The sequence below is a fragment of the Ruegeria sp. AF8 genome (assembly GCF_056541825.1).
The window spans coordinates 565464-587536 of sequence record NZ_JBQFYW010000001.1 but is presented as its reverse complement, the minus strand read 5'-3'; the positions used below and the strand labels follow the sequence as shown (position 1 = coordinate 587536).

Here is a 22073-nt window from a genome sequence, read left to right as displayed (position 1 = left end):
GGCAGCCCCCGGTCTCGACACCTCATGAAAGGTCCGCTGTTGAGCGACTGGCTGATCTCCCTCGAAGGCACCGAATCCGGCCACCGGCTGGCGCTCGGCCTCGCGCTGATGGCGGCCTTTCTGCACGCGGTGTTTGGCGCGCTGCAGAAAGGCCGGCACGATCCATGGCTGTCGCGCGGTGCGATCGACGCTTCCTACTGTATCATGGCCGCGCCGTTCGCGTTCTTCGTGGTCCCCTGGCCCGAGCCGCATATGTGGCCGATCTTCGCCACCGCCTGGTTCATTCACATCCTCTACAAGATCTTTCAGGCGATGGCCTATACCAAGGGCTCCTACACCGTGGTCTACCCGGTGGTGCGCGGCACCGGTCCGCTGTTCACGGTGATCGGCGCCTATCTGCTGTTCGCCGAGATCTTCACGCCGATGCAATGGCTCGGGGTGGCGGTTCTGCTATCGGGCATCTTTGGGCTTGCAGCCTATAACCTGCGCTATCTCGAAACCAACCGCGAGACGTTGGCCCTGGCGCTGACCCTGGCCGTGACCACGGGTCTTTTCGTGGCGCTATACACCACCTATGACGCCTATGGCATCCGTTCGACCGCCGACCCGTTCACTTTTCTGGCCTGGTTCTTCATGATCGACGGCTGCACAATGCCGATCTATTCCTTCCTCAGATGGCGCGCGATGATTCACCGCCCCGCCCCCGGCCCGCTGATGCTGCGCGGCTTTGCGGGCGGGATCATCGCCTTTCTGTCCTTCGGGTCGATCATGCTCGCCACCCGGCTCGACAAGGTCGGCGAGGCCGCGGTTTTGCGCGAGACCTCGACCGTGTTTGCCGCGGTCATCGGCTGGCTGGTTCTGAAAGAGACGGTCGGCCCCAGACGAATCGCCCTGATGGCATTGATTGCGGCGGGCGCTGTGATAGTTGAGATGGGTGGCTGAGCGACAGGACTGGCAATGGCAGAGAAAAAAGACATCAACCCCTTATTGAAGCAGGTATTGGAACTGGGCCCGCCGCTGGCCTTTTTCTTCATCTACCTGCGTCTGCGGGATGACAGTTTCGTGATCGGCGGCACCGAATATTCCGGCTTCATCGTCGCCACGCTCCTGTTCGTGCCGCTGATGCTGGCGGCGATGGGCGTCCTTTGGTATCTGACGGGCAAGCTCAGCCGGATGCAGATCTTCACCGCTTTCATGGTCATCTTCTTTGGCGGGCTGACCGCCTGGTTCAACGACGAGCGGTTCTTCAAGATGAAGACGACGCTGGTCTACGGCTTTTTCTCGGCCATGCTGGGGATCGGGCTTTTACAGGGTAAATCCTATCTGGCCTACATCCTCAACGAGATGATTCCGATGCGCACCGAGGGCTGGATGATCCTGACCCGCCGCCTGTGCGCGGGGTTCGCGGCACTGGCCATCGGTAACGAACTGGTCTGGCGCACGCTTTCGACCGATCTTTGGGTCAAGATCGAGACATTCGGTTTTCCGCTGGCTCTGATGGCCTTTCTGATGATGCAGTTCAACCTGTTGCAGAGCTATATGGACGACCCGGACAGCAACTGAACCGCCGCCGTCGCCCCGGGCGGGTCCGGCGCTTGTCACCTTGGCCCGCCGCATTGGCCCCTTTCCATCACGCGATGGTGAGGGCCGCGTATCCATCGGATAAAACACTTGGTTTACGGGCCAACCTGTGAAAAATTGCGTAACACACTCAATGGAACTGGGGCCCTGTCCAATTCATGACAGCTTTTCCTGACACCGGATTTCTATCCGACGCATCCGACCGGCTCAAAACCATGCTTTCGGCCCAGGCTTCCGAGATCGTTCTCGACCGGGGGGATGTCCTGTTCGAGCAAGGTGACGACGGCGATGCGCTCTACGCCATTCTGTCGGGAACGCTCGAAGTTTCATATCTTTCGATGAATGGCCGCAAGCTGACGCTGGATCTGATGCGCCCGGGCGAGGTGTTCGGCGAGATCGCACTGTTCGATCCCGGCCCACGCACCGCAGGCGTGTCGGCCGCCGAGCCATCGCGCATTCTGCGCGTGCGCAGCAGCGACGTTCTGAACGAGATCCAGACCCATCCCGAACTGGCCGTGGACATGATCCGACTGGCCGGGATTCGTATGCGTTGGATGAACTCCCAGGTGAACGAACAGGTGTTCCTGCCGATGCCGATCCGGCTGGCGCGAAAACTACAGCATCTGGCCCAGCTTCAGGGTGACCCAAACGCCAAACTGGCACTGTCGCAAAGCGAATTGGCCGAGTTTGTCGGCGCCACGCGCGAGGCGGTTTCGAAAACCCTGTCCAGTTGGAAGAAGGAAGGCATCGTCGAAGCGACCCGCGGCGGCTTGCGAATCCGGGATTTCGCGGCGCTTGGCGATCTGGCAGAATCCGATCTCATTTGATTTGCGAATGCCGGTGTGATCACGTTCACAGACGGCGCATTCCAGCCGGCCTATACAGATTGTGGTTACCGTACTGAGGCCGGAAGATCATCCCCAATATCTGTCCGTACCGGCTTCTTCCTGTAACAGAGCCATATGCCCCGGCATATGGCTCTTCTTTTGCGCCCCGGCAACCAAAGGCAGGAAACAGAAAACGGCCGGGCAAGACCCGGCCGTATTCGATAGCTGTCGCCGGATCACTCCGACAGGCTCAGCGCCACAAATCTCGGTTCGCCGCCACGGCGCACCAGCAGCAGGAGCGACTTGCGCCCCGCTTCCTTCGCCTCGTCGATCCGCGCATCCAGATCATCGAGCGAGGTGACCTTTTGCTGCCCCGCCTCGGTAATCAGATCGCCCGCGCGGAGCCCCTTTTCAAATGCTTCGGACGCTTCGTCGACATTTTTCACAACAAGGCCGGCGGCATCCTTGTCCAGCCCCAGATCCTCGCGCATCTTGTCGGTCAGCGGCATCACAGTCAGCCCCAGGATATCCTTTTCCGCCTCGGTTGAGGGCGCTTCGGACGACTGGTCATCTCCGTTTTCCTTGCGTTCCGCATCCTCGCGGCGGCCCAGCGTCACCAAAAAGGTTTGAGTTGCGCCGTCGCGGTAAACGACGACCCGAACCGACTTTCCGACGGTCGTTTCGCCCACCTGCCGCACCAGCCCGCGGGTATCGGCCACCTCGACGCCGTCAAAATTGATAATCACGTCACCGGCAAGCAATCCGGCCTCTTTCGCGGGGCCTTCCGGCACATCACTGATCAGCGCGCCGCCGGGCTTGTCCAACCCCATGGCTTCGGCCATGTCTTCGGTCACGTCCTGAATGCGCACGCCCAGCCAACCGCGCCGGGTCTCGCCGAATTCCCGCAACTGGTCAACCACTTTGACCACGACGTTCGAGGCCATGGAAAACCCGATCCCGATCGAACCGCCATTGGGCGACAGGATCGCGGTGTTCACGCCAATCACCTCGCCGTTCATGTTGAACAGAGGCCCGCCCGAGTTGCCCCGGTTGATGGCCGCATCGGTCTGGATATAGTCGTCATAGGAGCCGCTGAGAGCGCGGTTGCGGGCCGACACGATCCCGGCCGATACCGAAAAACCCTGCCCCAGCGGGTTGCCCATCGCCACCACCCAATCGCCGACGCGGGCGGTGTCACTGTCACCGAATTTCACAAATTTCAGAGGGCCTTCCGCCTCGACCTTCAACAGGGCGATATCGGTTTTTTCGTCCGTTCCGATCACCTTCGCGGGCAGATCCTGCGGCGGCTGTCCGTTGCCCGGGAAAAATTCGATCAGAATCTCGTCGGCCTCGGCGATCACGTGGTTGTTGGTAACGATATAGCCGTCCTCGGAGATCACGAATCCCGAACCCAGCGCGTTGCTGCGGCGCGGGCGGTCGCCGTTGTCACCGTTGCGATCCTGAAACTCGCGAAAGAAATCCTCGAACGGTGAGCCTTCGGGAACGATGCCATGCGGGCCGCCCTGGCTTTCGATCAGGGTGGTGGTGGTGATGTTGACCACCGCCGGGCTGACCAGATCAGCCAGTGGCGCCAGGCTTTCCTGTTTCGCCAGCGCCGATACCGCCTGCACCAGCACAAGCAGCGTTGCCAGGAACGCCAGCCACATCAGTCTGACCTTGGTCAGGGTATCATCTTTCCTCAGGGAAATACTGTGTGCCTTCACCTGCACTGGAGGTCTCCTTGTCACCAACATTATCCGGCTATCCGGGGACAGCCTGTTCTTCACGTTCAATGTAGTCAGTTTGTTCCCGCCCGCAACTCGCGAAAGCAGGGAATTCACCAGCACGTGAGTCAATAACTACGCAGCGCACCGCACGGACGGGCGCAAAACCACTCAATAGCCGATCTGATGCGCTGCCCACAGCAGAATGAATCCGGTGACCACGCAAAGCAGCCCGACATTGCGGCGGACGCTTTCCGGCAGGGTGCGCAAGGCCTCGAGCATCCGTTCGATAAGCGAAGGGGCCAGCGCATAGGCCAGCCCCTCTACAACCAATACCAGCCCAAGGGCCAGAAGGATCATGCCCATTACTGGACAGCCTTCCCCGAAGGCGATTTCAGGTAGTTGAAGAAATCCGAATCCGGACTCAGGACCATCGAACTGTTGCCGCCCTGCAAGGCGCGCTCATAGGCCGACAGAGAGCGGTAGAATTCGAAGAACTCGGGGTCCTTGCCAAAGGCTTCGGCAAAGATCGCGTTGCGTTCGGCATCCGCCTCACCACGGATGATCTCGGCCTCACGATTTGCGTCCGAGACCAGTTCGACCACGGTCCGGTCGGCTTGCGCGCGCACGCGCTGCGCCGCTTCGTTACCCCGGGCGCGTTCATCGGTCGCTTCGCGTTCACGTTCGGCTTTCATCCGGTCGAATGTGGCCTCAAGGTTGGCCTGCGGCAGATCGGTCGCCTTCAGGCGCACGTCGATCACGCTGACGCCCAGCGCCTGCGCTTCGGCAATCGCACTGTTTCGAATGCGCAGCATCAGCGCCGCACGATCCGAGCTGAGGATATCGCGGGAGGAAACCGAACCCAGCACCTCGCGGGTTTCAGCGCGCAGAATGCGGTCCAGACGGTCCTCGGCAACCGGAATGCCACCAACGCCAACAGCCTGACGGAACTGGTTCAGATCGGAAATCCGGTAACGGGCAAAGGCATCGACGACCAGACGGCGGTCATCCAGTGGCGTGACTTCCAGCGGTTGCACGTCAATGGACAGGATACGGTCGTCATAGCGCACGACCTCTTGGATCAGAGGAATCTTGAAGGCCAGGCCCGGTTCTTCCTTGACCGCCACGACGCGGCCGAATTGCAGAACCAGCGCCCGTTCGCGCTCATCCACGATAAAGATCGAGGACAGCGCCACGACAACGGCAATCACCGCAACCGGCAGAATAAATGTCGTTTTACGCATCAGTTGCTCCCCTCGGCCTGATTGCGGCGCAACTCGTTCAGCGGCAGATAGGGCACGACGCCCTGCCCCTGACCGGTCGAGTTCTCATCCAGGATGATCTTGTCCACGTCGCCCAGAACCTGCTCCATCCGTTCCAGATACAAGCGCTTGCGGGTCACGTCCGGCGCTTTGGTATATTCTTCCAGAACCGCGCTGAAGCGGCTGGCCTCACCCTGCGCGCTGTTGATCTGCTGGGCGCGATAGGCCTCGGCCTCTTCCAGAACCTGCGCGGCTTCACCGCGCGCCTCGGCCAGAACCCGGTTGGCATAGGCATCGGCCACGTTCTGCAGGCGGTCACGTTCCTGCGCGGCGGCCTGAACGTCGCGGAAGGAGGCGATTACGTCCTGCGGCGGGTCGGCCTTGTCAAAGTTCACGCGGACAATGTTGATCCCTGAATCATAGCTGTCCATTGTGGACTGGATCAGCTCCTGCAAGCGGTCGGCGATGATGCCGCGATCCCGGTTCAGGATTGGTGCTAGTTCACTTTGCGCGATGATCTCACGCATCGCCGATTCAGACACTGCACGGATCGTCTGACGCGGATCACGCAGGTTGAACAGGAACCTTGCGGGATCGTTGATGTTCCAGACGACCTGATAGTCGATATCGACCACGTTCTCGTCGCCGGTCAGCATCAGCCCGTCATCGCTGCCGCGGGTGCCGCCCATGTCCTCGGTCTGTTCTCGCGTCACCGGGATGACCTCGGCGGTCACAAACGGCCAGGGCGCAAAGTTCAGGCCCGGATTGCCGATGGCTGAAAATTCACCAAGGAAAAGCTCCACCGACTGTTCTTCGGGCTTAACTGTGTAGAAACTGGCCACGCCCCACAGAATGGCGGCTGCAACCACGCCCAGCACAACCGTGCCCTTGGTAAAGATCGGACCACCGCCGCCGGGGCCGCCCTGACCGCTGCCGCCACGGCCACCGCCGCCGCGCCCGCCCATCAGCACGCGCAGCTGCTCCTGGCCCTTTTTCATCAGTTCGTCGATCTCGGGGATCTGCGGGCCGTCGCCTTCGGGCGGACGCCGCCCGTCTCCGTTATCGCCCCGATTTCCTCCGCCTCCGGAAGAGCCTCCGCCCCCCCAGGGGCCACCGCTGTTGCCCGCCATGTGTTTGTCTTTCCCTTGTTTTGGCCCGTGTTGCCACGGTGTCCCTTTTAACGTGTATACGCGCGCGTGCAAATCAAGCGCTGCGGACCGGATGCCGCATCGTGACCAGTTCCTCGGCCATGACCGGGTGAACCGCGACTGTTCGGTCGAAATCTTCCTTGGTCGCGCCCATTTTTACGGCAATTCCCGCAAGCTGAATCATCTCGCCCGCGCCCGGCGCCACGATATGACAGCCCAGAATCTTGCGCGTGGCCTTGCTGACGATCAGCTTCATCAGCACCCGCTGCGAGCGCCCGGCGAATGCCTGCTGCATCGGCTTGAACGAGGTGGCATAAACCTCGATCGGCTCCTGTTCCGCCGCGTCCTCTTCGCTGAGGCCCACGGTGCCCATCTCGGGCTGGGTGAAGATCGCAGTCGGGATCAGTTCGTGATCGACCGGCGTCGGGTTGCCTTTGAACACCGTTTCAACAAACGCCATGCCTTCGCGGATCGCCACCGGAGTCAGGTTCACCCGGTCGGTCACGTCCCCGATGGCATAGATCGAGGGCACCGCCGTCTGGCTGTACTCGTTGACCACGATCTCGCCCTTGCGTCCGCGTTCGACGCCCAGTGCTTCCAGCCCCAGATCGTCGGCATTGGGCGCGCGGCCCGTGGCGTACATCACCACGTCGAATGCCTGCTCGGTGCCGTTGGTCGCCTTGACCCGGATCTTGTCGCCGTCGCGCGCCATCTCCAGAACGTTGGTGCCCAGATGCACATCGATGCCGTTCTGGCACATTTCCTCGCAGATCAGCCCGCGCGCCTCGTCATCGAAACCGCGCAGGATCTGCGCGCCGCGATAGAATTGCGTGGTTTTCACCCCCATCCCGTTCATGATCCCGGCGAATTCGCAGGCGATATAGCCGCCGCCGACGATCAGGATGGATTCGGGCAGCTTGTCCAGGTGGAATATCTCGTTCGAGGTGATGGCCAGTTCCGAACCCGGGAATTCAGGCACAACCGGACGCCCGCCGGTCGCCACCAGAATATGCTTGGCCGTCTTGCGGGTGCCGTCGGCCAACTCCACCGTATGCGGATCGACCAGACGGGCCCGCTGATCGAAGCTTTCGACGCCATTGTTTTTCAGGATATTGCGATAGATGCCTTCCAGCCGGTCCAGTTCGGCGACCAGCTTGTCGTGAAAGGCGCCCCAGTCGAAAGCGCCGGCCTGAATGCCCCAGCCATAGGATTGCGCATCCTCGACAATGCTGGAATATTCGCTGGCGAACACCATCAGCTTTTTCGGCACGCAGCCCCGGATCACGCAGGTGCCGCCATAACGGTCTTCCTCGGCCAGCGCCACCCGGGCCCCGGTCTCGCCCGCTGCCACGCGCGCCGCGCGCACCCCGCCCGAACCGCCGCCTATGACGAACAGATCATAGTCAAAACTCATCGTTATTGCCCTTAATCCGCCAGATCGGAAAACAGGTTGTCATTCTCTGCCAAATCCACCCTGTCCCGCTCGATCGTGCCTTCGTTGATGTCGCGCACATCGACCCGGCCATCGCCATAGCCGATCACGACCCTGTCACAGATATCAATGAAAAGCCCGTTTTCAACCACGCCCGGAATCTGGTTCAGCACCAGCGCCAGTTGCCGGGCATTGCCGATGCGTTGCAGATGCAGGTCCAGAATGTGATTGCCTTCGTCGGTGACAAACGGCGCCTCGCCATTCATCCGCAGCGAGGTCGAGCGGCCCAGAACATCCATGGCCACCAGCGTTTCCTCGATCAGCGAGCGCGTGGTCTGCCAGCCGAACGGGATGACCTCGACCGGCAGGGGGAACGCGCCCAGCGCCTCCACCTCTTTTCCGACATCCGCGATCACCACCATCTGGTCGCTTGCGGTGGCCACGATCTTTTCCTGCAACAGCGCCCCGCCGCCGCCCTTGATCAGGTTCAGGTCGCCGTCGAACTCATCGGCACCGTCGATGGTCAGATCCAGCCAGCCCGCCTGATCCAGCGAGACCACATCGATCCCCACCTCGCGCGCCAGCTGCGCCGTCCGGGTCGAGGTCGGCACACCCTTGATCTGCAACCCCTCCTCGCGCACCATTTCGCCCAGAAACCGCACAAGCCAGGCGGCGGTCGATCCGGTTCCCAACCCAACGCGCATTCCATCCTCGACCATCTCGGCGGCGCGTTTCGCGGCGGCGAGCTTGGCCTTGTCGATGGGCGGTAACTCACTGGTCATGGCAGCAACTCCAAAAGCTCCAATAGCATAATTCGCGCCCTTATAGGCAAAGATTTGCGGCGGCGCGAGGGGGCTTGGACCGCTTTCCTCGCACCGGCGTCACAAATATGATAGCCTGAACAGAGGGGGACAAATGCTGCAATTTGACGAGGCCACGGCGCGGGTGTTGGATGTCGCCTATCTTGGGGCCGACGTGTCCGAAAGACGGCGGGCAAACTTTGACGCTCTTTCCCCAAGACCGGATGAGCGCATTCTGGATCTGGGATGCGGTAACGGCCTGTTGACGGTAGAGCTTTCCCGCGCGGTCGGACCCAAAGGAAACGTGACCGGCCTGGACCAGAGCCCCGACATGCTTGCCTCTGCCCGCAACCGTTGCGCCGGGATGGACAATGTGGATCTGGTCGAGGGGATGGCCGACGCGCAGCCCTTTGGAGACTCCCGGTTTGACAAAGCCGTCTCGATACAGGTCTTCGAGTATTTCGACGACATGCGCCCGGCCCTGCGCGAGTTGCATCGCGTGCTGCGCCCCGGCGGACGGCTGGTCATTGGCGACATACATTGGGACACACTTGCGTGGTTCAGCGACGATCCGGACCGCATGGGCCACATGATCCGCCTCTGGGACGACCACCTGGCACAGCGCGACGTGCCAGCACATCTTCCGGCGCAACTGAGAGATTGCGGGTTCACCGTCGACACCGTTCGGCCTCATACAATCTGCGACACGGTCCTGCGCCCCGACGGGATGGCGAATCTGTTGATTCGGATCATGACGGCTTACGCGATCCAGAACGGCGCCTTCTCAGAAGAGCGCGCTCAGGCCTGGGCGAGAGAGCAGGAAAATCTGGCCAAACAGGGCCGCTTTTTCTTTTCGATCACACATTTCGTCTGCATTGCGCACCGGTCGATGCAACCCTCTTGAGCAAAGATGTCGCGGAAATGCGCGTTTCCGATGGGAAACGTCGGAATCGGCGGTTTCCCAGATCGCGCACAGCAGTAGATTGCCTGTAATGGAAACGCGCTATCGCCTGCATTACGCCCCCGACAATGCCTCGCTGATCGTCCGGCTGGCACTGGAAGAGATGGGCCTGCCCTACGAGACCGTTCTCGTGAACCGCGCCCGGCGCGAGCAGGATGGCGCGCCCTATCGCGCCCTGAACCCCAACGGGCTGATCCCGGTGCTGGAAACCCCGCAGGGCGCGGTGTTCGAAACTGCGGCCATCCTGCTTTGGCTGGCCGACACGCATGGCCGGCTTGCCCCCGCAGTGGATGCCGGAGACCGCGCCCCATTCCTGAAATGGCTGTTCTTCGCGTCAAACACCCTGCATGCCGACCTGCGCATTCTGTTTTACCCGGACACCTATATCGATGCTGCCGCGGCCGAGACCCTGCGCGCAGGCATTCGCCCAAGGCTGCGCCGCCACCTCGCCATTCTCGATACCGAAGCCAAGGCAAAACCCGGCTGGCTGCATCCCGACACACCGTCGATGCTGACCTACTACCTCGCCTGCATGATGCGCTGGATGGGCCTTTACCCGCAAGCCAGCGACCGCAGCTGGTTCAACATTGCCGACACGCCGCATCTGCAGAAGATCCTGCAGGAGCTGGAGATCCGTCCCGCCACCCGCGCCGCCATCGCGGCCGAAGGGCTGGGCGCCACGCCCTTTACCTCACCTGTTCACGCCACTCCTCCAGAAGGCTCAGCTACCTGACATGTTCCTTTCTGTCTTCGATATGTTCAAAGTGGGCATCGGCCCGTCCTCCTCTCACACGATGGGTCCGATGGTCGCCGCCGCGCGGTTTCTGGACCTGATGCGCGCCTCGCCATTCGAGTTCTCGGGGCTCAAGGCCTCGCTGCACGGCTCGCTGGCATTCACCGGCGTGGGCCATGCCACCGATCGCGCCACCATTCTGGGGCTGGCCGGGTTCGTGCCCGACACCTATGACAACGACAGGGCCGAGGCGACGCTTGCCGCCATCCGGGAAACCCGTTCGGTAACGCCCGAGGGGCTGCCCACGCTCAAGTTCGACCCCAAGACCGACCTGACCTTCGACTATGATCACAACCTGCCTGGCCACGCCAACGGCATGATCCTGATGGCGACCGATGCCCAGGACGACGTGATCCTGAAACAGGTCTATTATTCGGTCGGCGGCGGTTTCGTTCTGACCGAAGAGGAACTGGCCGAAGGCAAAGACACCAATGATGGACCGCCGGTTCCGTTCCCCTTCCATTCCGCCGCCGAGATGCTGGACATGGCGGCGAAATCCGGCAAATCCATCGCGCAGATGAAACGCGAGAACGAAATCGCGCGCGGCTGCCCGGTCTCTTTCGCCAAGGGCACCGCCCGGCTGTGGGAGGTGATGAACAACTGTATCGAGCGCGGCCTGGCCACCGACGGCATTCTGCCGGGCGGTCTGAACGTGCGTCGCCGCGCCAAGGGCATCCACGACGCGCTGCTGGCCGAGCGGGGCATGAACCTGAACGCGCCACATACCATCAATGACTGGATGAGCGTCTATGCCATGGCGGTGAACGAGGAAAATGCCGCCGGAGGTCAGGTCGTCACCGCCCCCACCAACGGCGCGGCTGGCACCATGCCGGCGGTGCTGCGCTATTACCTTGATCACGTCCCCGGCGCGTCCGAGTCCCATATCGAGGATTTCCTGCTGACCGCCGCCGCCATTGGCGGTCTGATCAAGTACAACGCCTCGATCTCGGGGGCCGAAGCCGGATGCCAGGCCGAGGTCGGCAGCGCCTCGGCCATGGCCGCCGCCGGTCTGTGCGCGGTGATGGGGGGCACACCGGAACAGGTGGAAAACGCCGCTGAGATCGCGCTGGAGCATCATCTGGGCATGACCTGCGATCCGGTCAAAGGGCTGGTGCAGGTGCCCTGCATCGAACGCAACGGGCTGGCGGCGATCAAGGCGGTTTCCGCCGCCTCGCTGGCCCTGCGCGGCGACGGGCAGCATTTCGTGCCGCTTGATGCGGCCATCGAAACCATGCGCCAGACCGGGCATGACATGCACGAGAGATACAAGGAAACCTCGCTTGGCGGTCTGGCCGTCAACGTGCCGAACTGCTGAGGAGGCGCCGGCCTCGGTTATTCCGGCGGACCGAGGCGTGCCGGGCTTGTCTCGGCTCCGCTCCGAAACTAGCGTGACCGCATGACCCGTGACCGGCCCGTATTGGGTATCCTGCTGATGCTCGGTTTTTGCACGCTTGCGCCGCTGGGCGATGCGATGGCCAAGCTGCTGACCCAGACCACCCCCCTGGGCCTTGCGGTATTCGCACGGTTTGCGATTCAGGCCGCCATCCTTGTTCCGATGGTGATCCTGACGCGCCGCCCCTGGCGTATGGGCCCCCGCATTCTGTACCTGACCGCCATCAGGACATGCCTGCACATCGCAGGGATCACGTTGATGTTCAAAGCGCTGTTCTATCTGCAACTGGCGGATGCGATCGCCATCGCCTTTGTGATGCCCTTCATCATGCTGTTGCTGGGGAAATACCTGCTGGGGGAACAAGTCGGCCCGCACCGGCTTGGCGCCTGCATCATCGGGTTTGCGGGCACGCTGCTGGTCATCCAGCCCAGCTTTGCCGAGGTCGGCCTGCCCGCTCTGCTGCCGCTGAGCGTGGCGGTGATATTCGCGCTGTTCATGCTGGTGACCCGGAAGCTGGCGAAAGCGACCGGTCCGATCTCACTTCAGGCCGTGTCCGGTGCCATGGCAACTGTCCTGATGCTGCCATTCATGTTGCTGGCAGCCGATCCCGGCCTGTCTTTCACCATGCCGACCGGACCCGCGCTCTGGCTGTTGCTCGGGGTCGGGATTGTGGGAACGGTTGCGCATCTGCTGATGACCTGGTCGCTGCGCTATGCGCCCTCGGCAACGCTGGCGCCGATGCAATATCTGGAGATCCCCATTGCAACAGTGTTTGGCTGGCTGATCTTTCGCGACCTGCCGAACGGGCTGGCGGCGGTCGGGATCTGCATCACCATCGGCGCGGGCCTCTACGTCATCCTGCGCGAGCGGGCCAGCGCCCGCTCCGCTCCGAACGAATCGACTGCATGACGACGTCCAGCGAATCACGCGGCACCATGATCAGCATCCCCGGCCCGTCGAATTCGAGCGCCACCTCGGACAGCGCGCGATTGGAGGTTCCGGTCCGTCCGTCTGGTTCGAATATCAACCCGTCGATCGGCCATTCCAGACCCCGGCTGCGCCCCTTTACCCGCCGCAACGGAAACAATGAAACGACACTGCCCGGCTCGATCCTCAGCCCGACGGAAGGCGGGGCGTGGAAGATGACCTCGTGTTCTCCAATCAAAAGGCATCTCTTTTCCGGGTTTCGAATCAAAACGTTGAAGACTGCAAGCTGGTGATCGATCCGCCCGCCGAGAAATCCGATTCCGACGATCAGAGGTGCATCGATATTGCGCAACGCCTTGTCGAAATCCGTGCTGTCCTGTTCTCGAATGGGAAACAATGCTTCTGCGGGCATCTGACTCAGTTCGACCTGAGTGAGCGAATCAAAATCGCCTATGACGGCATCCGGCACGCGCCCGTTCGCCAATACCGTTCGCGCCCCGCCGTCCGCTGCCGCAACCAGGGCCACATTCCGCGACATCAGATCGAAATCTTTTGCCCCAATTTCGCCACCTCCGACGAGGCCAACTGGCGCGGAAGATTGGACAAATGCGGCATTTTTGTGACCACTGGAATTATTTTTGAAATTTCGACACATTTCGACCACAAAATGATACCTTGAGTTACACAGTTTTGCGCCGAAAATGGCTCTGGGCGCAACATAAGCTAGACAACTGGTATTTAGAGGACGAGCGTCGCATGGTACAGAGCAACAAAGTGTTAACCGTGTCTTACGGGACCTTCTCATGCACTCTCGAAGGATTTGACGATTCCTTCGAGACCATGAAGGCAATTGCACAGTATTTTCGGGATCTTGCTGCGGATGACCGCTATTTCGGGTCCGAACCTGCGCAGCCCGACCCCGAGACGCTGACACAAATCGCGCGACGCGATCAGGCCCGCCATATCGAAGCACATCAGGATGCCAGCGGCATTGTGCTGCGCGCCTCGGGCGCCGAAAACAGGGGGGAAGCGCCGGCTCAGGACGATCCCCAGCCGCAACATCGTGACACACCGACCGACGAAACCGCGCCCCGTGATCAGACCACCGAAGACCCGTTGCCCAACGAGATGACGACCAGCGACAGCGGATCCGCCGCCGAGCCGCAGGATCTGACCCCGGAACAGGCTCAGGTCCACGAACGGGCCGAAGACACCTCTGTTTTTGCGCATCCCGAAGAAGCACCTGATGCCGCAATTGTGGAGGAGGTGGCCGACAGCGAATCGGCACCGGAAGTTCAGAATTCGGACGTCGAAGAGGAAGAGACCGTCGCGGACTCTTTGGAAGTGATTTCCCAGGTCAAAGCCCTGGCGGAAGAAGAAACGGATGAGCTGGCGTTCGAGACTCATACCGCCCCGTACGAGACCACCGCAGCCGCCCATGAACCCGAAGATATCCCGGCGGTCGAAAGCATTGTGTCCAAACTCCAGCGTATCCGCGCCGTCGTCTCACGCCACGATACCGAAACCGCAAATCTTGCCGAGGACCACAATACCGAATTCAAGCCGCCCGAGGCATTGGACACGATCGACGCCATCTCCGCCGCCTTTGCCAAGGCCAGGGTCGAAGATGAGGCCCGCGAAGAGGCCGAGAAAAACAGTGCCGGCTACAAGATTCTGGGCGTAAAAGCCTCTGACGACGCCATCGATGGCTTCCTGTTCACCAAACCTCAGGTCGGGCTCGATTTCGGTTCCGACTTCCCAACGGCAACTTCGACCGAAGAAACCGGCGAGACCTTGAGCGAGGCTCTGGATGAGCAGCAAGCGGGTGGCGAACCGGAGGAGACGTCCGAGCCGGTTGAAGACCTCGTCGAACCCGTTTCCGTGCAAAGCGCGGAGGTCAGCGACGCCAAGAACGAAGAGTTGTCGCGCCTGTTGGCCACAGCCGAGCAGAAGATGAAACAGTCCGGCCGGCAGGATGCTGCGGCAGAGGATGCCGATGCTTCGGGCGTGCTGCGGCTGGTTGCCGAACAACGGGTCGACCTTGCCCCCGAGGAAGACGCAACCATACTGCCGCATCGGGTCGTCCCCGAGGATGCCCGAGAAGGCGAAAGCGAAGGTTTCAGGGCCTTTGCTGAAGAACAGGGCGCACAATCGATGCCGGAATTGCTGGAGGCGGCGGCGGCCTATCTGTCATTTGTCGAAGGACAGGAGCAATTCTCGCGCCCGCAGCTGATGAGCAAGATCCGCGCGCTCGACCTTCCCATTTTCGACCGCGAAGACAGTCTGCGCTCGTTCGGTCAATTGCTGCGCGACGGCAAGATCGAAAAGGCGGGCGGCGGGCGCTTTTCGGCCTCCAGCCAGATCAGCTATCGCCCCGACGGAAACCGCGCTGCCGGATGATCGGACAGGTATAGAGAAACGGAAAAAGGCCGGCCATGTGGCCGGCCTTTTTGCATGGATCGGAATGCCCGACGGGCCACCCCTGCCCTCAGTCCCTGTCGCTGTCCGGGTCGGCCTGCCCAACACCGCGAAAAATGTACTTGAAGGGTAGCGCCCACAGAATGCCGAGGCCGATATAGACCAACAGTTCCAACCAGATTGGCGGGCGGTCCAACAAGTTCAGCACCGTCACCACCGCCACGACATAAAGCGGCAGACCTACCAACAGGATGACCAGCGACCACCTGCGGCGCGCCTTGTAGCTGAGACCGGGCTTGCCGTTCCCGCCCATCAGTCGGCAAACGGGTCGGTGACCAGAATGGTATCCTCCCGCTCCGGGCTGGTGGACAGCAGCGCCACAGGGCATTCGATCAGCTCTTCCACGCGCTTGACGTATTTGATCGCATTGGCAGGCAGGTCGTTCCAGCTGCGCGCGCCTTCGGTGGATTCACTCCAGCCGGCCATTTCCTCATAGATCGGCGTACAGCGCGCCTGGCTGTCCGCCGCGGTCGGCAGGTAATCCAGCCGCTCGCCGTCCAGTTCGTATCCGACGCAGATCTTCAGCGTCTCGAACCCGTCCAGCACGTCCAGCTTGGTCAGCGATATGCCGTTCACGCCGCTGGTGGCGCAGGTCTGGCGCACCAGGCAGGCATCGAACCAGCCACAGCGGCGCTTGCGGCCCGTGACGGTGCCGAATTCGTGTCCGCGCGTGCCAAGGCGATTGCCGTCCTCGTCATCCAGCTCAGTCGGGAACGGGCCTTCGCCCACGCGGGTGGTATAGGCCTTGACGATACCCAGCACGAAATCGACCGAGCCCGGCCCGATGCCGACGCCGGTGGCCGCCTGACCGGCAATCACATTGGACGAGGTTACAAACGGGTAGGTTCCGAAATCGATATCCAGCAGCGCGCCCTGCGCCCCTTCGAACAGGATGCGCTTGCCCGCCTTGCGCTTTTCGTTCAGCACTTTCCAGACCGGCGCGGCAAAGGGCAGAATTTCGGCCGCGATCTCCTTGAGCTGCGCAATCAGCGCATCCCGGTCCACAGGCTCGATCCCCAGGCCCTTGCGCAGCGGATCATGATGCTGCAGCGCGCGGTCCACACGCGCCTCCAGCGTCGCCTCATCGGCCAGATCGGCCACCCGCACCGACCGGCGTCCCACCTTGTCCTCATAGGCCGGGCCGATGCCGCGCCCGGTGGTGCCGATCTTGGTGCCCTTGCTGGCGGCCTCTTCGCGCGCGCGGTCCAGCTCGCCGTGAATCGGCAGGATCAGCGGCGTGTTTTCGGCGATCATCAACGTCTCGGGCGTGATCTCGACGCCCTGCTGCCGGATCGAGGCGATCTCGTTCACCAGATGCCAGGGGTCCAGCACGACGCCATTGCCGATCACGCTCAGCTTGCCGCCCCGCACAACGCCCGAAGGCAACGCGTTCAGCTTATAGACCTCGCCGTCGATGACCAGGGTATGGCCGGCATTGTGCCCGCCCTGAAACCGCGCGATCACATCCGCCCGCTCGCTGAGCCAGTCGACGATCTTGCCTTTTCCCTCGTCACCCCACTGGGCGCCGACAACCACCACGTTGGCCATATCCGGTCCTTTTGCGCTGAATTACCAAACCCGGCTCATATACCGGGGCGCATGGATCAGGGAAACCGCAAATTCGACGCACCGGACAGACCGCCCCCGAAAATCCGCCACTTCATCTTTTCGGAAATACTTCAGGGAGTATCGGTTCGCTGCGACAGAGGCCGCACCCACTGTCATCGCCCGGGCAAATGCACCGGGTGGCCATGGGGCGTCGTCAGATATGCCTGTTCCCAGGCGTCGCGAATTCTGTCGACCTCGACGGACTGCGCGGCACCGGTTTCGGCCAGAAATCCCTCAAGCGTTTCCAGCCAGGCATGAAAATAATCGTCGCCGCCGTCCAGTTCCTGCGCCACACCGCGCCGTTTAAGCGTGGCCGAGAACCGCGCCGCCCAATCGGTCCAGGCGAACCGCCCGGCCTCGTTCATGGCGACGGTCAGCGCAAAGACCTGCGCGTGCCAGGGTTGTTCGAACACCGGCTCGGGGGCGGAATGCACGGGACAGCTGCTCATGCCGGCACCAGATAGCTCTGCCAAAGATCCAGCACCACCTCGTCATCGGGGTGTTCCGGATGCGCCCACAATTCGCGTGCGAAAAAGCGTACCGCATAAAGCGGCTCGGGCGACTCGCCCAACCCGTGCGCGTTGCTGTCGGGCAGAACGTGATTGCCGTGATACATATGGACATACCCATGTGCCCCGGCGACGTATTTCGGCAGCCGCGTATGCCCGCCCGGCACCAGAGCGTTGTCGGAGGGGATGCGCACCCGCACCGCCTGACCGGGCGAGAACTGCGCCGCCGGTCCCGCCGCGCGATCTGCCGGGCCGCCCCTGGACAGAACTTCGGCCACCGCGTCCGCCTTTAACGCCTTGTCGGCCAGCGGATGCCGCTTTTCGCTGCCGCCGCCGCGCAGGTCATCCCCAGTCAGCACCCCGGTTTCGACCAGCAGATCGGCCAGCGCCGCGATCCATTTCTCGTAATAGGAAAACCGGGTGTAATCCTGCGGCGACAAACGCTCGCGCGCGTGCCGCGAGATATCGATGTTCCACTGACCCAGCGCCCCGGCGGCCAGCGTCACCGCAAGCGCCCGCGCGTGCCATTCCTCGGCGAATACCGGATCATCCTCGGCCTCGGGCCGCACCGGGCCGTCGCCGAACCGCCCGCCCATGTCATGCACGCGGGTCATGACGGCGCCTTGGGCAGGCCGGTGCCGATCATGCTGTCGCGGGTGACCAGTTTGGCGAGGTCTTCTTCGCTCATCCCGTCGGTTCCCTCAGGGCGCATCGGCAGCACGAGATAGCGCATCTCGGCTGTCGAATCCCAGACCCGCACGGCAGTGCCCGGCGGCAGGATGACACCGAAATCCGCCAGAACCTTGCGCGGCTCGCGCACCGCGCGGGCGCGATAGGCATCGGATTTGTACCAGCCCGGCGGAATACCCAGCAGCGGCCAAGGGTAGCAACTGCACAAGGTGCAAACGACCATGTTGTGCTGATCGGGTGTGTTTTCGACCACCACCATATGCTCGCCTTGCCGCCCGAAATATCCCAGCCCGGCAACGGCGGGCGTCGCATCTTTCAGCAGCGCCGCCCTGAAATCCGGATCACTCCAGGCTTTCGCGACGACATGCGCGCCGTTCTTTGGCCCGATCCGATTCTGATAGGTGTCGATGATCTCGTCCAGAGCCGCCGAATCGATCAGCCCCTTGCGGGTCAGAATCGTTTCCAGCGCCTTCACGCGCAATGCAGGCTCGGGCGGCAAAAGGGCGTGCGGGTGGTCAGGGTCGTCATGTGGCATACACCAAGCCTGCGCGAGGCAGCGCCCCTCTGTCCAGCCCCTTTGGAGTGATATCCGCCATCAACGGGCATGATGGAAACTCCTCCCTTGCCCCTGAGGGTAAACTTGCATAGATACCACGCGGTACACGCCACGCCGCACGGAAAGATCATGGAAAACGTTGTCCTCATCATTCACCTTCTTCTGGCCCTGGGCCTGATCGCCGTCGTTCTGATGCAGCGGTCCGAAGGTGGCGGGCTTGGCATGGGCGGTGGCGGCGGCGGTGTCATGTCGGGCCGCGCGGCGGCGACCGCATTGGGCAAGGTGACATGGATCCTGGCGATCTGCTTCATCATCACCTCGCTGACGCTGACGATCATCGCGGCCAAGAAATCTTCGGGCAGTTCGGTCATCGACCGGCTGGGCGTTCCGGCACAGGAAGAAACGCAGCCCAATACACCGGCGCTTCCGGCGGGCGAAGACCTGCTGCCGCCGACACAGGGCGACAACGCGCCGCTGATTCCGCAAGCCGACTGATCCACTAGACCTAGAAAACCAAAAGAGAACGGCAACAGCATCTTGCGGTTCTCTTGCGCTGTGTGCGCGAATCCTTTATACGTGAAGTCCCGTGGTGCTGCGGTTTTTTCAAGCCGCCGGGCAGTTGATTATGACGTCTCACGGGAGCAGCCGAAAAACATGGCGCGATTTATTTTCATCACTGGTGGTGTGGTTTCGTCCTTGGGTAAAGGGCTGGCTTCGGCGGCTCTGGGATCGCTGTTGCAGGCCCGGGGATACTCGGTGCGGCTGCGCAAGCTGGACCCTTATCTGAACGTCGATCCCGGCACCATGTCGCCATTCGAGCACGGCGAGGTGTTCGTCACCGATGACGGCGCCGAGACCGATCTGGATCTTGGCCACTATGAACGGTTCACCGGCGTTGCAGCGCGCAAGACCGACTCGGTCAGCTCGGGCCGGATCTATTCCAACGTGCTGGAAAAGGAACGCCGCGGCGACTACCTGGGCAAGACCATTCAGGTGATCCCGCACGTCACCAACGAGATCAAGGATTTCATCGCCATCGGCGAGGATGAGGTCGATTTCATGCTGTGTGAAATCGGCGGCACGGTGGGCGACATCGAGGGCCTGCCGTTTTTTGAGGCCATCCGCCAGTTCAGCCAGGACAAGCCGCGTGGTCAGTGCCTGTTCATGCACCTCACCCTGCTGCCCTATATCAAGGCCAGCGGAGAACTGAAGACCAAGCCGACGCAGCACTCGGTCAAGGAACTGCGCTCGATCGGTCTGGCCCCGGACATTCTGGTCTGCCGTTCCGAAGGGCCGATCCCGCGCAAGGAACGCGAGAAACTGGCGCTGTTCTGCAACGTCCGCCCCGACAGCGTGATCGCGGCGCAGGATTTGTCCACCATCTATGACGCGCCGCTGGCCTACCACAAGGAAGGGCTGGATCAGGCGGTGCTGGACGCGTTCCAGATCAGCCCGGCCCCCAAGCCCGATCTGGCCAAATGGGAAGACGTCAGCGACCGCATCCACAATGCCGAAGGTCAGGTCAAGGTTGCCATCGTCGGCAAGTACACCCAGCTTGAGGACGCCTATAAATCCATCGCCGAGGCGCTGACCCATGGCGGTATGGCCAACCGGGTGAAGGTCAAAATCGAATGGGTCGATGCCGAGATTTTCGACACCGAAGACCCCGCCCCGCATCTCGAAGGCTTCCACGCCATTCTGGTTCCCGGCGGGTTCGGCGAGCGCGGCACCGAAGGCAAGATCAAGGCGGCGCAATATGCCCGCGAGCATAACGTGCCCTATCTGGGCATCTGTCTGGGCATGCAGATGGCGGTGATCGAGGCTGCGCGCAACGCCGCCGGCATCGCCGAAGCGGGTTCGGAAGAATTCGACCACGAGGCCGGCAAACGGCGGTTCGAACCTGTGGTCTATCACCTCAAGGAATGGGTACAGGGCAACTACCGGGTGCAACGCGGCGTCGATGACGACAAGGGCGGCACCATGCGCCTGGGCGCCTATAATGCGGTTCTGGCCGAAGGCTCCAAGGTGGCCCAGGTCTATGGCTCGTGTAATATCGAAGAACGCCATCGCCACCGCTATGAGGTGGACATCAAATACCGCGAAAAGCTGGAAAGCGCCGGCCTGAAATTCTCGGGCATGTCGCCCGATGGGCGGCTGCCGGAAATCGTGGAATGGTCGGACCATCCGTGGTTCATCGGGGTTCAGTATCACCCCGAACTGAAATCCAAACCCTTCGACCCGCATCCCCTGTTCAAGGATTTCGTCCGCGCCGCCAAGGACACCTCGCGGCTGGTCTGATCCCGATCAGCCGGAACACATCGACACGTTCATGGTCACGGCGCGCTCATCTCTGGTGCCCTGTCAAATCCAGAAAGACAGCGCCAGCGGCAACACGACAATCGTCGCCAGCGTCGACACGAGGATGAACCCTGCCACGTCCGGCGCGTATTCGGGAACGTTCTGGTCGATGAACAGATAGGTCGCGACCGAGACCGGCATCAGGCAGCACAGGATCAGCGCCCCGCGCTCGACACCCGTAAAGCCGAACAGCCAGACCAGCGCCGAGGCGACGATCACAGCCAGCAACACGTGAATTGCTGTCAGCAGTGCCGCCCGCCACAACGTTCCGACCTTCAGTGTCGCCAATGTGTGGCCGAGTGTCAGCAACATCAGCGGAATCGACAGACCACCCAGAATATCAAAGGATTTCCCGATGGGTTCAGGCAGGTGGTACCCGGTGGCCAGCAGGACAAGCGCGACGATCACGGCATAGATGATCGGCGAGGTCACAAGGCTTTTGACCGAAAACCGTCCCGCCGGGATCCACATGCCCACGGTAAAGATGCTGATCAGCACCACCACCACAAACGCCATACCATAGGCCATCCCCGCATCGCCCAGCGCCAGCAGCGTGATCGGCAACCCGACATTGCCGACATTGCCATGCATCATCGGCGTCAAAAACGCGCGCACCGGCAGACGCAGCACTTTGAGAACACCGAGGCCCAGAATACCAAAGCCCGCGATCGCCAGCGCGCTGGCCAGCATCATGTCCAGAAAGGTCGACACCTCGATTTTCGTTGTCGACAGATGCGAGATGATCAGGGTCGGATACCCGACCCGCGACACGATCTCGCCGACGACCTTGTTGTCGAACGGGGTCTTCGTGATGGCCAGTACATACCCGACGCCCGCACAAATCAGAACGGGCAATACGATATTGAAAACGTTGAGAAACAAATGTTCCAGATGAGGCTCCCGAATTTTCTCCGACGGGCGGAAACGGTGGCGCCCTGACGAAAATCTGAGCGAAAACAGGATATTTAACAAGTAGGTTGTCGCAAACCGCCGTTGCCAATCCACTTGCACGTGCATCAAATTCGC

General features: G+C 61.8%; 23 protein-coding genes. 10 read left to right on the top strand and 13 right to left on the bottom strand.

All coding sequences use genetic code 11. The features are described 5' to 3' along the window. The first annotated feature begins 39 nt into the window (after positions 1 to 39). The 3 genes from ACR0AO_RS03010 to ACR0AO_RS03000 all read left to right on the top strand — a co-directional run bounded on the left by ACR0AO_RS03010 (position 40) and on the right by ACR0AO_RS03000 (position 2408). Complete coding sequence (locus ACR0AO_RS03010) at positions 40 to 942, top strand: EamA family transporter (protein WP_480600830.1); 903 nt, start codon at positions 40 to 42, stop codon at positions 940 to 942. A 15-nt stretch (positions 943 to 957) separates the two neighbouring features. Then, entirely contained in the window at positions 958 to 1563 is a 606-nt protein-coding gene (locus tag ACR0AO_RS03005) for an inner membrane-spanning protein YciB (RefSeq protein ID WP_480599733.1), read from the top strand. A 176-nt stretch (positions 1564 to 1739) separates the two neighbouring features. Further along, a complete protein-coding gene (locus ACR0AO_RS03000; protein ID WP_480599731.1) occupies positions 1740 to 2408 on the top strand; it encodes a Crp/Fnr family transcriptional regulator in 669 nt (222 codons plus the stop codon). A gap of 236 nt (positions 2409 to 2644) precedes the next feature. Here the strand turns inward: ACR0AO_RS03000 and ACR0AO_RS02995 are convergent, their stop codons facing one another. The 6 genes from ACR0AO_RS02995 to rpiA all read right to left on the bottom strand — a co-directional run bounded on the left by ACR0AO_RS02995 (position 2645) and on the right by rpiA (position 8756). Continuing rightward, positions 2645 to 4138: a Do family serine endopeptidase gene (locus ACR0AO_RS02995; protein ID WP_480599729.1), complete on the bottom strand. Its 1494-nt coding sequence runs from the start codon at positions 4136 to 4138 to the stop codon at positions 2645 to 2647. Positions 4139 to 4303: 165 nt separating this feature from the next. After that, entirely contained in the window at positions 4304 to 4498 is a 195-nt protein-coding gene (locus ACR0AO_RS02990) for a DUF2065 domain-containing protein (RefSeq protein ID WP_480599727.1), read from the bottom strand. Beyond that, positions 4498 to 5376 carry a protease modulator HflC gene (gene hflC, locus ACR0AO_RS02985; protein ID WP_480599725.1) on the bottom strand — a complete coding sequence of 293 codons (879 nt, stop codon included), beginning with the start codon at positions 5374 to 5376 and terminating at the stop codon, positions 4498 to 4500. The genes ACR0AO_RS02990 and hflC overlap by 1 nt, the downstream gene beginning before the upstream one ends. Further along, a complete protein-coding gene (hflK, locus tag ACR0AO_RS02980) occupies positions 5376 to 6524 on the bottom strand; it encodes an FtsH protease activity modulator HflK (RefSeq protein ID WP_480599723.1) in 1149 nt (382 codons plus the stop codon). Before hflK ends, hflC begins: the two co-directional genes overlap by 1 nt. A gap of 73 nt (positions 6525 to 6597) precedes the next feature. Beyond that, a complete protein-coding gene (gor, locus tag ACR0AO_RS02975; protein ID WP_480599721.1) occupies positions 6598 to 7956 on the bottom strand; it encodes a glutathione-disulfide reductase in 1359 nt (452 codons plus the stop codon). 11 nt (positions 7957 to 7967) lie between these two features. Continuing rightward, positions 7968 to 8756 (bottom strand): ribose-5-phosphate isomerase RpiA, encoded by a 789-nt coding sequence (gene rpiA, locus ACR0AO_RS02970; RefSeq protein ID WP_480599719.1) that lies wholly within the window; start codon positions 8754 to 8756, stop codon positions 7968 to 7970. A 133-nt stretch (positions 8757 to 8889) separates the two neighbouring features. Between rpiA and ACR0AO_RS02965 the strand changes: the two genes are divergently transcribed. The 4 genes from ACR0AO_RS02965 to ACR0AO_RS02950 all read left to right on the top strand — a co-directional run bounded on the left by ACR0AO_RS02965 (position 8890) and on the right by ACR0AO_RS02950 (position 12830). Continuing rightward, entirely contained in the window at positions 8890 to 9678 is a 789-nt protein-coding gene (locus ACR0AO_RS02965; protein ID WP_480599717.1) for a methyltransferase domain-containing protein, read from the top strand. 88 nt (positions 9679 to 9766) lie between these two features. Beyond that, complete coding sequence (locus ACR0AO_RS02960; RefSeq protein ID WP_480599715.1) at positions 9767 to 10468, top strand: glutathione S-transferase family protein; 702 nt, start codon at positions 9767 to 9769, stop codon at positions 10466 to 10468. Between the two features lies 1 nt (position 10469). Then, positions 10470 to 11843, top strand: coding sequence for an L-serine ammonia-lyase (locus ACR0AO_RS02955; protein ID WP_480599713.1), 1374 nt, complete (start codon positions 10470 to 10472; stop codon positions 11841 to 11843). Between the two features lie 81 nt (positions 11844 to 11924). Beyond that, on the top strand, positions 11925 to 12830 hold the full coding sequence (locus ACR0AO_RS02950) for a DMT family transporter (protein ID WP_480599711.1): 906 nt from the start codon (positions 11925 to 11927) through the stop codon (positions 12828 to 12830). Here ACR0AO_RS02950 and ACR0AO_RS02945 read toward each other — a convergent pair. After that, complete coding sequence (locus ACR0AO_RS02945; protein WP_480599709.1) at positions 12775 to 13503, bottom strand: thiamine diphosphokinase; 729 nt, start codon at positions 13501 to 13503, stop codon at positions 12775 to 12777. The two genes, ACR0AO_RS02950 and ACR0AO_RS02945, sit on opposite strands and share 56 nt — an antisense overlap. A 101-nt stretch (positions 13504 to 13604) precedes the next feature. Between ACR0AO_RS02945 and ACR0AO_RS02940 the strand changes: the two genes are divergently transcribed. Continuing rightward, positions 13605 to 15248 (top strand): hypothetical protein, encoded by a 1644-nt coding sequence (locus ACR0AO_RS02940; RefSeq protein ID WP_480599707.1) that lies wholly within the window; start codon positions 13605 to 13607, stop codon positions 15246 to 15248. A gap of 88 nt (positions 15249 to 15336) precedes the next feature. Here ACR0AO_RS02940 and ACR0AO_RS02935 read toward each other — a convergent pair whose 3' ends face one another. The 5 genes from ACR0AO_RS02935 to nthA form a co-directional block, all read right to left on the bottom strand. Next, positions 15337 to 15579, bottom strand: a complete 243-nt coding sequence (locus tag ACR0AO_RS02935; RefSeq protein WP_480599705.1) for a DUF2842 domain-containing protein — start codon at positions 15577 to 15579, stop codon at positions 15337 to 15339. Next, positions 15579 to 16874, bottom strand: coding sequence for an adenylosuccinate synthase (locus ACR0AO_RS02930; protein ID WP_480599703.1), 1296 nt, complete (start codon positions 16872 to 16874; stop codon positions 15579 to 15581). The genes ACR0AO_RS02935 and ACR0AO_RS02930 overlap by 1 nt, the downstream gene beginning before the upstream one ends. Before the next feature lie 173 nt (positions 16875 to 17047). After that, positions 17048 to 17383, bottom strand: coding sequence for a nitrile hydratase accessory protein (locus ACR0AO_RS02925; RefSeq protein ID WP_480599701.1), 336 nt, complete (start codon positions 17381 to 17383; stop codon positions 17048 to 17050). Continuing rightward, the gene (gene nthB / locus ACR0AO_RS02920) at positions 17380 to 18057 is read right to left on the bottom strand and encodes a nitrile hydratase subunit beta (protein WP_480599699.1); all 678 of its coding nucleotides are present in this window, start codon (positions 18055 to 18057) and stop codon (positions 17380 to 17382) included. The genes ACR0AO_RS02925 and nthB overlap by 4 nt, the downstream gene beginning before the upstream one ends. Further along, positions 18054 to 18668 (bottom strand): nitrile hydratase subunit alpha, encoded by a 615-nt coding sequence (gene nthA, locus ACR0AO_RS02915; protein WP_480599697.1) that lies wholly within the window; start codon positions 18666 to 18668, stop codon positions 18054 to 18056. Before nthA ends, nthB begins: the two co-directional genes overlap by 4 nt. 150 nt (positions 18669 to 18818) lie before the next feature. Here nthA and secG point away from each other — a divergent pair, with 150 nt between their 5' ends. Beyond that, positions 18819 to 19184 carry a preprotein translocase subunit SecG gene (gene secG, locus ACR0AO_RS02910; RefSeq protein ID WP_480599695.1) on the top strand — a complete coding sequence of 122 codons (366 nt, stop codon included), beginning with the start codon at positions 18819 to 18821 and terminating at the stop codon, positions 19182 to 19184. A 159-nt stretch (positions 19185 to 19343) separates the two neighbouring features. Then, positions 19344 to 20987, top strand: a complete 1644-nt coding sequence (locus ACR0AO_RS02905; protein WP_480599693.1) for a CTP synthase — start codon at positions 19344 to 19346, stop codon at positions 20985 to 20987. A 63-nt stretch (positions 20988 to 21050) separates the two neighbouring features. Here the strand turns inward: ACR0AO_RS02905 and ACR0AO_RS02900 are convergent, their stop codons facing one another. After that, on the bottom strand, positions 21051 to 21929 hold the full coding sequence (locus tag ACR0AO_RS02900; RefSeq protein WP_480599691.1) for an AEC family transporter: 879 nt from the start codon (positions 21927 to 21929) through the stop codon (positions 21051 to 21053). Positions 21930 to 22073: the final 144 nt, after the last annotated feature.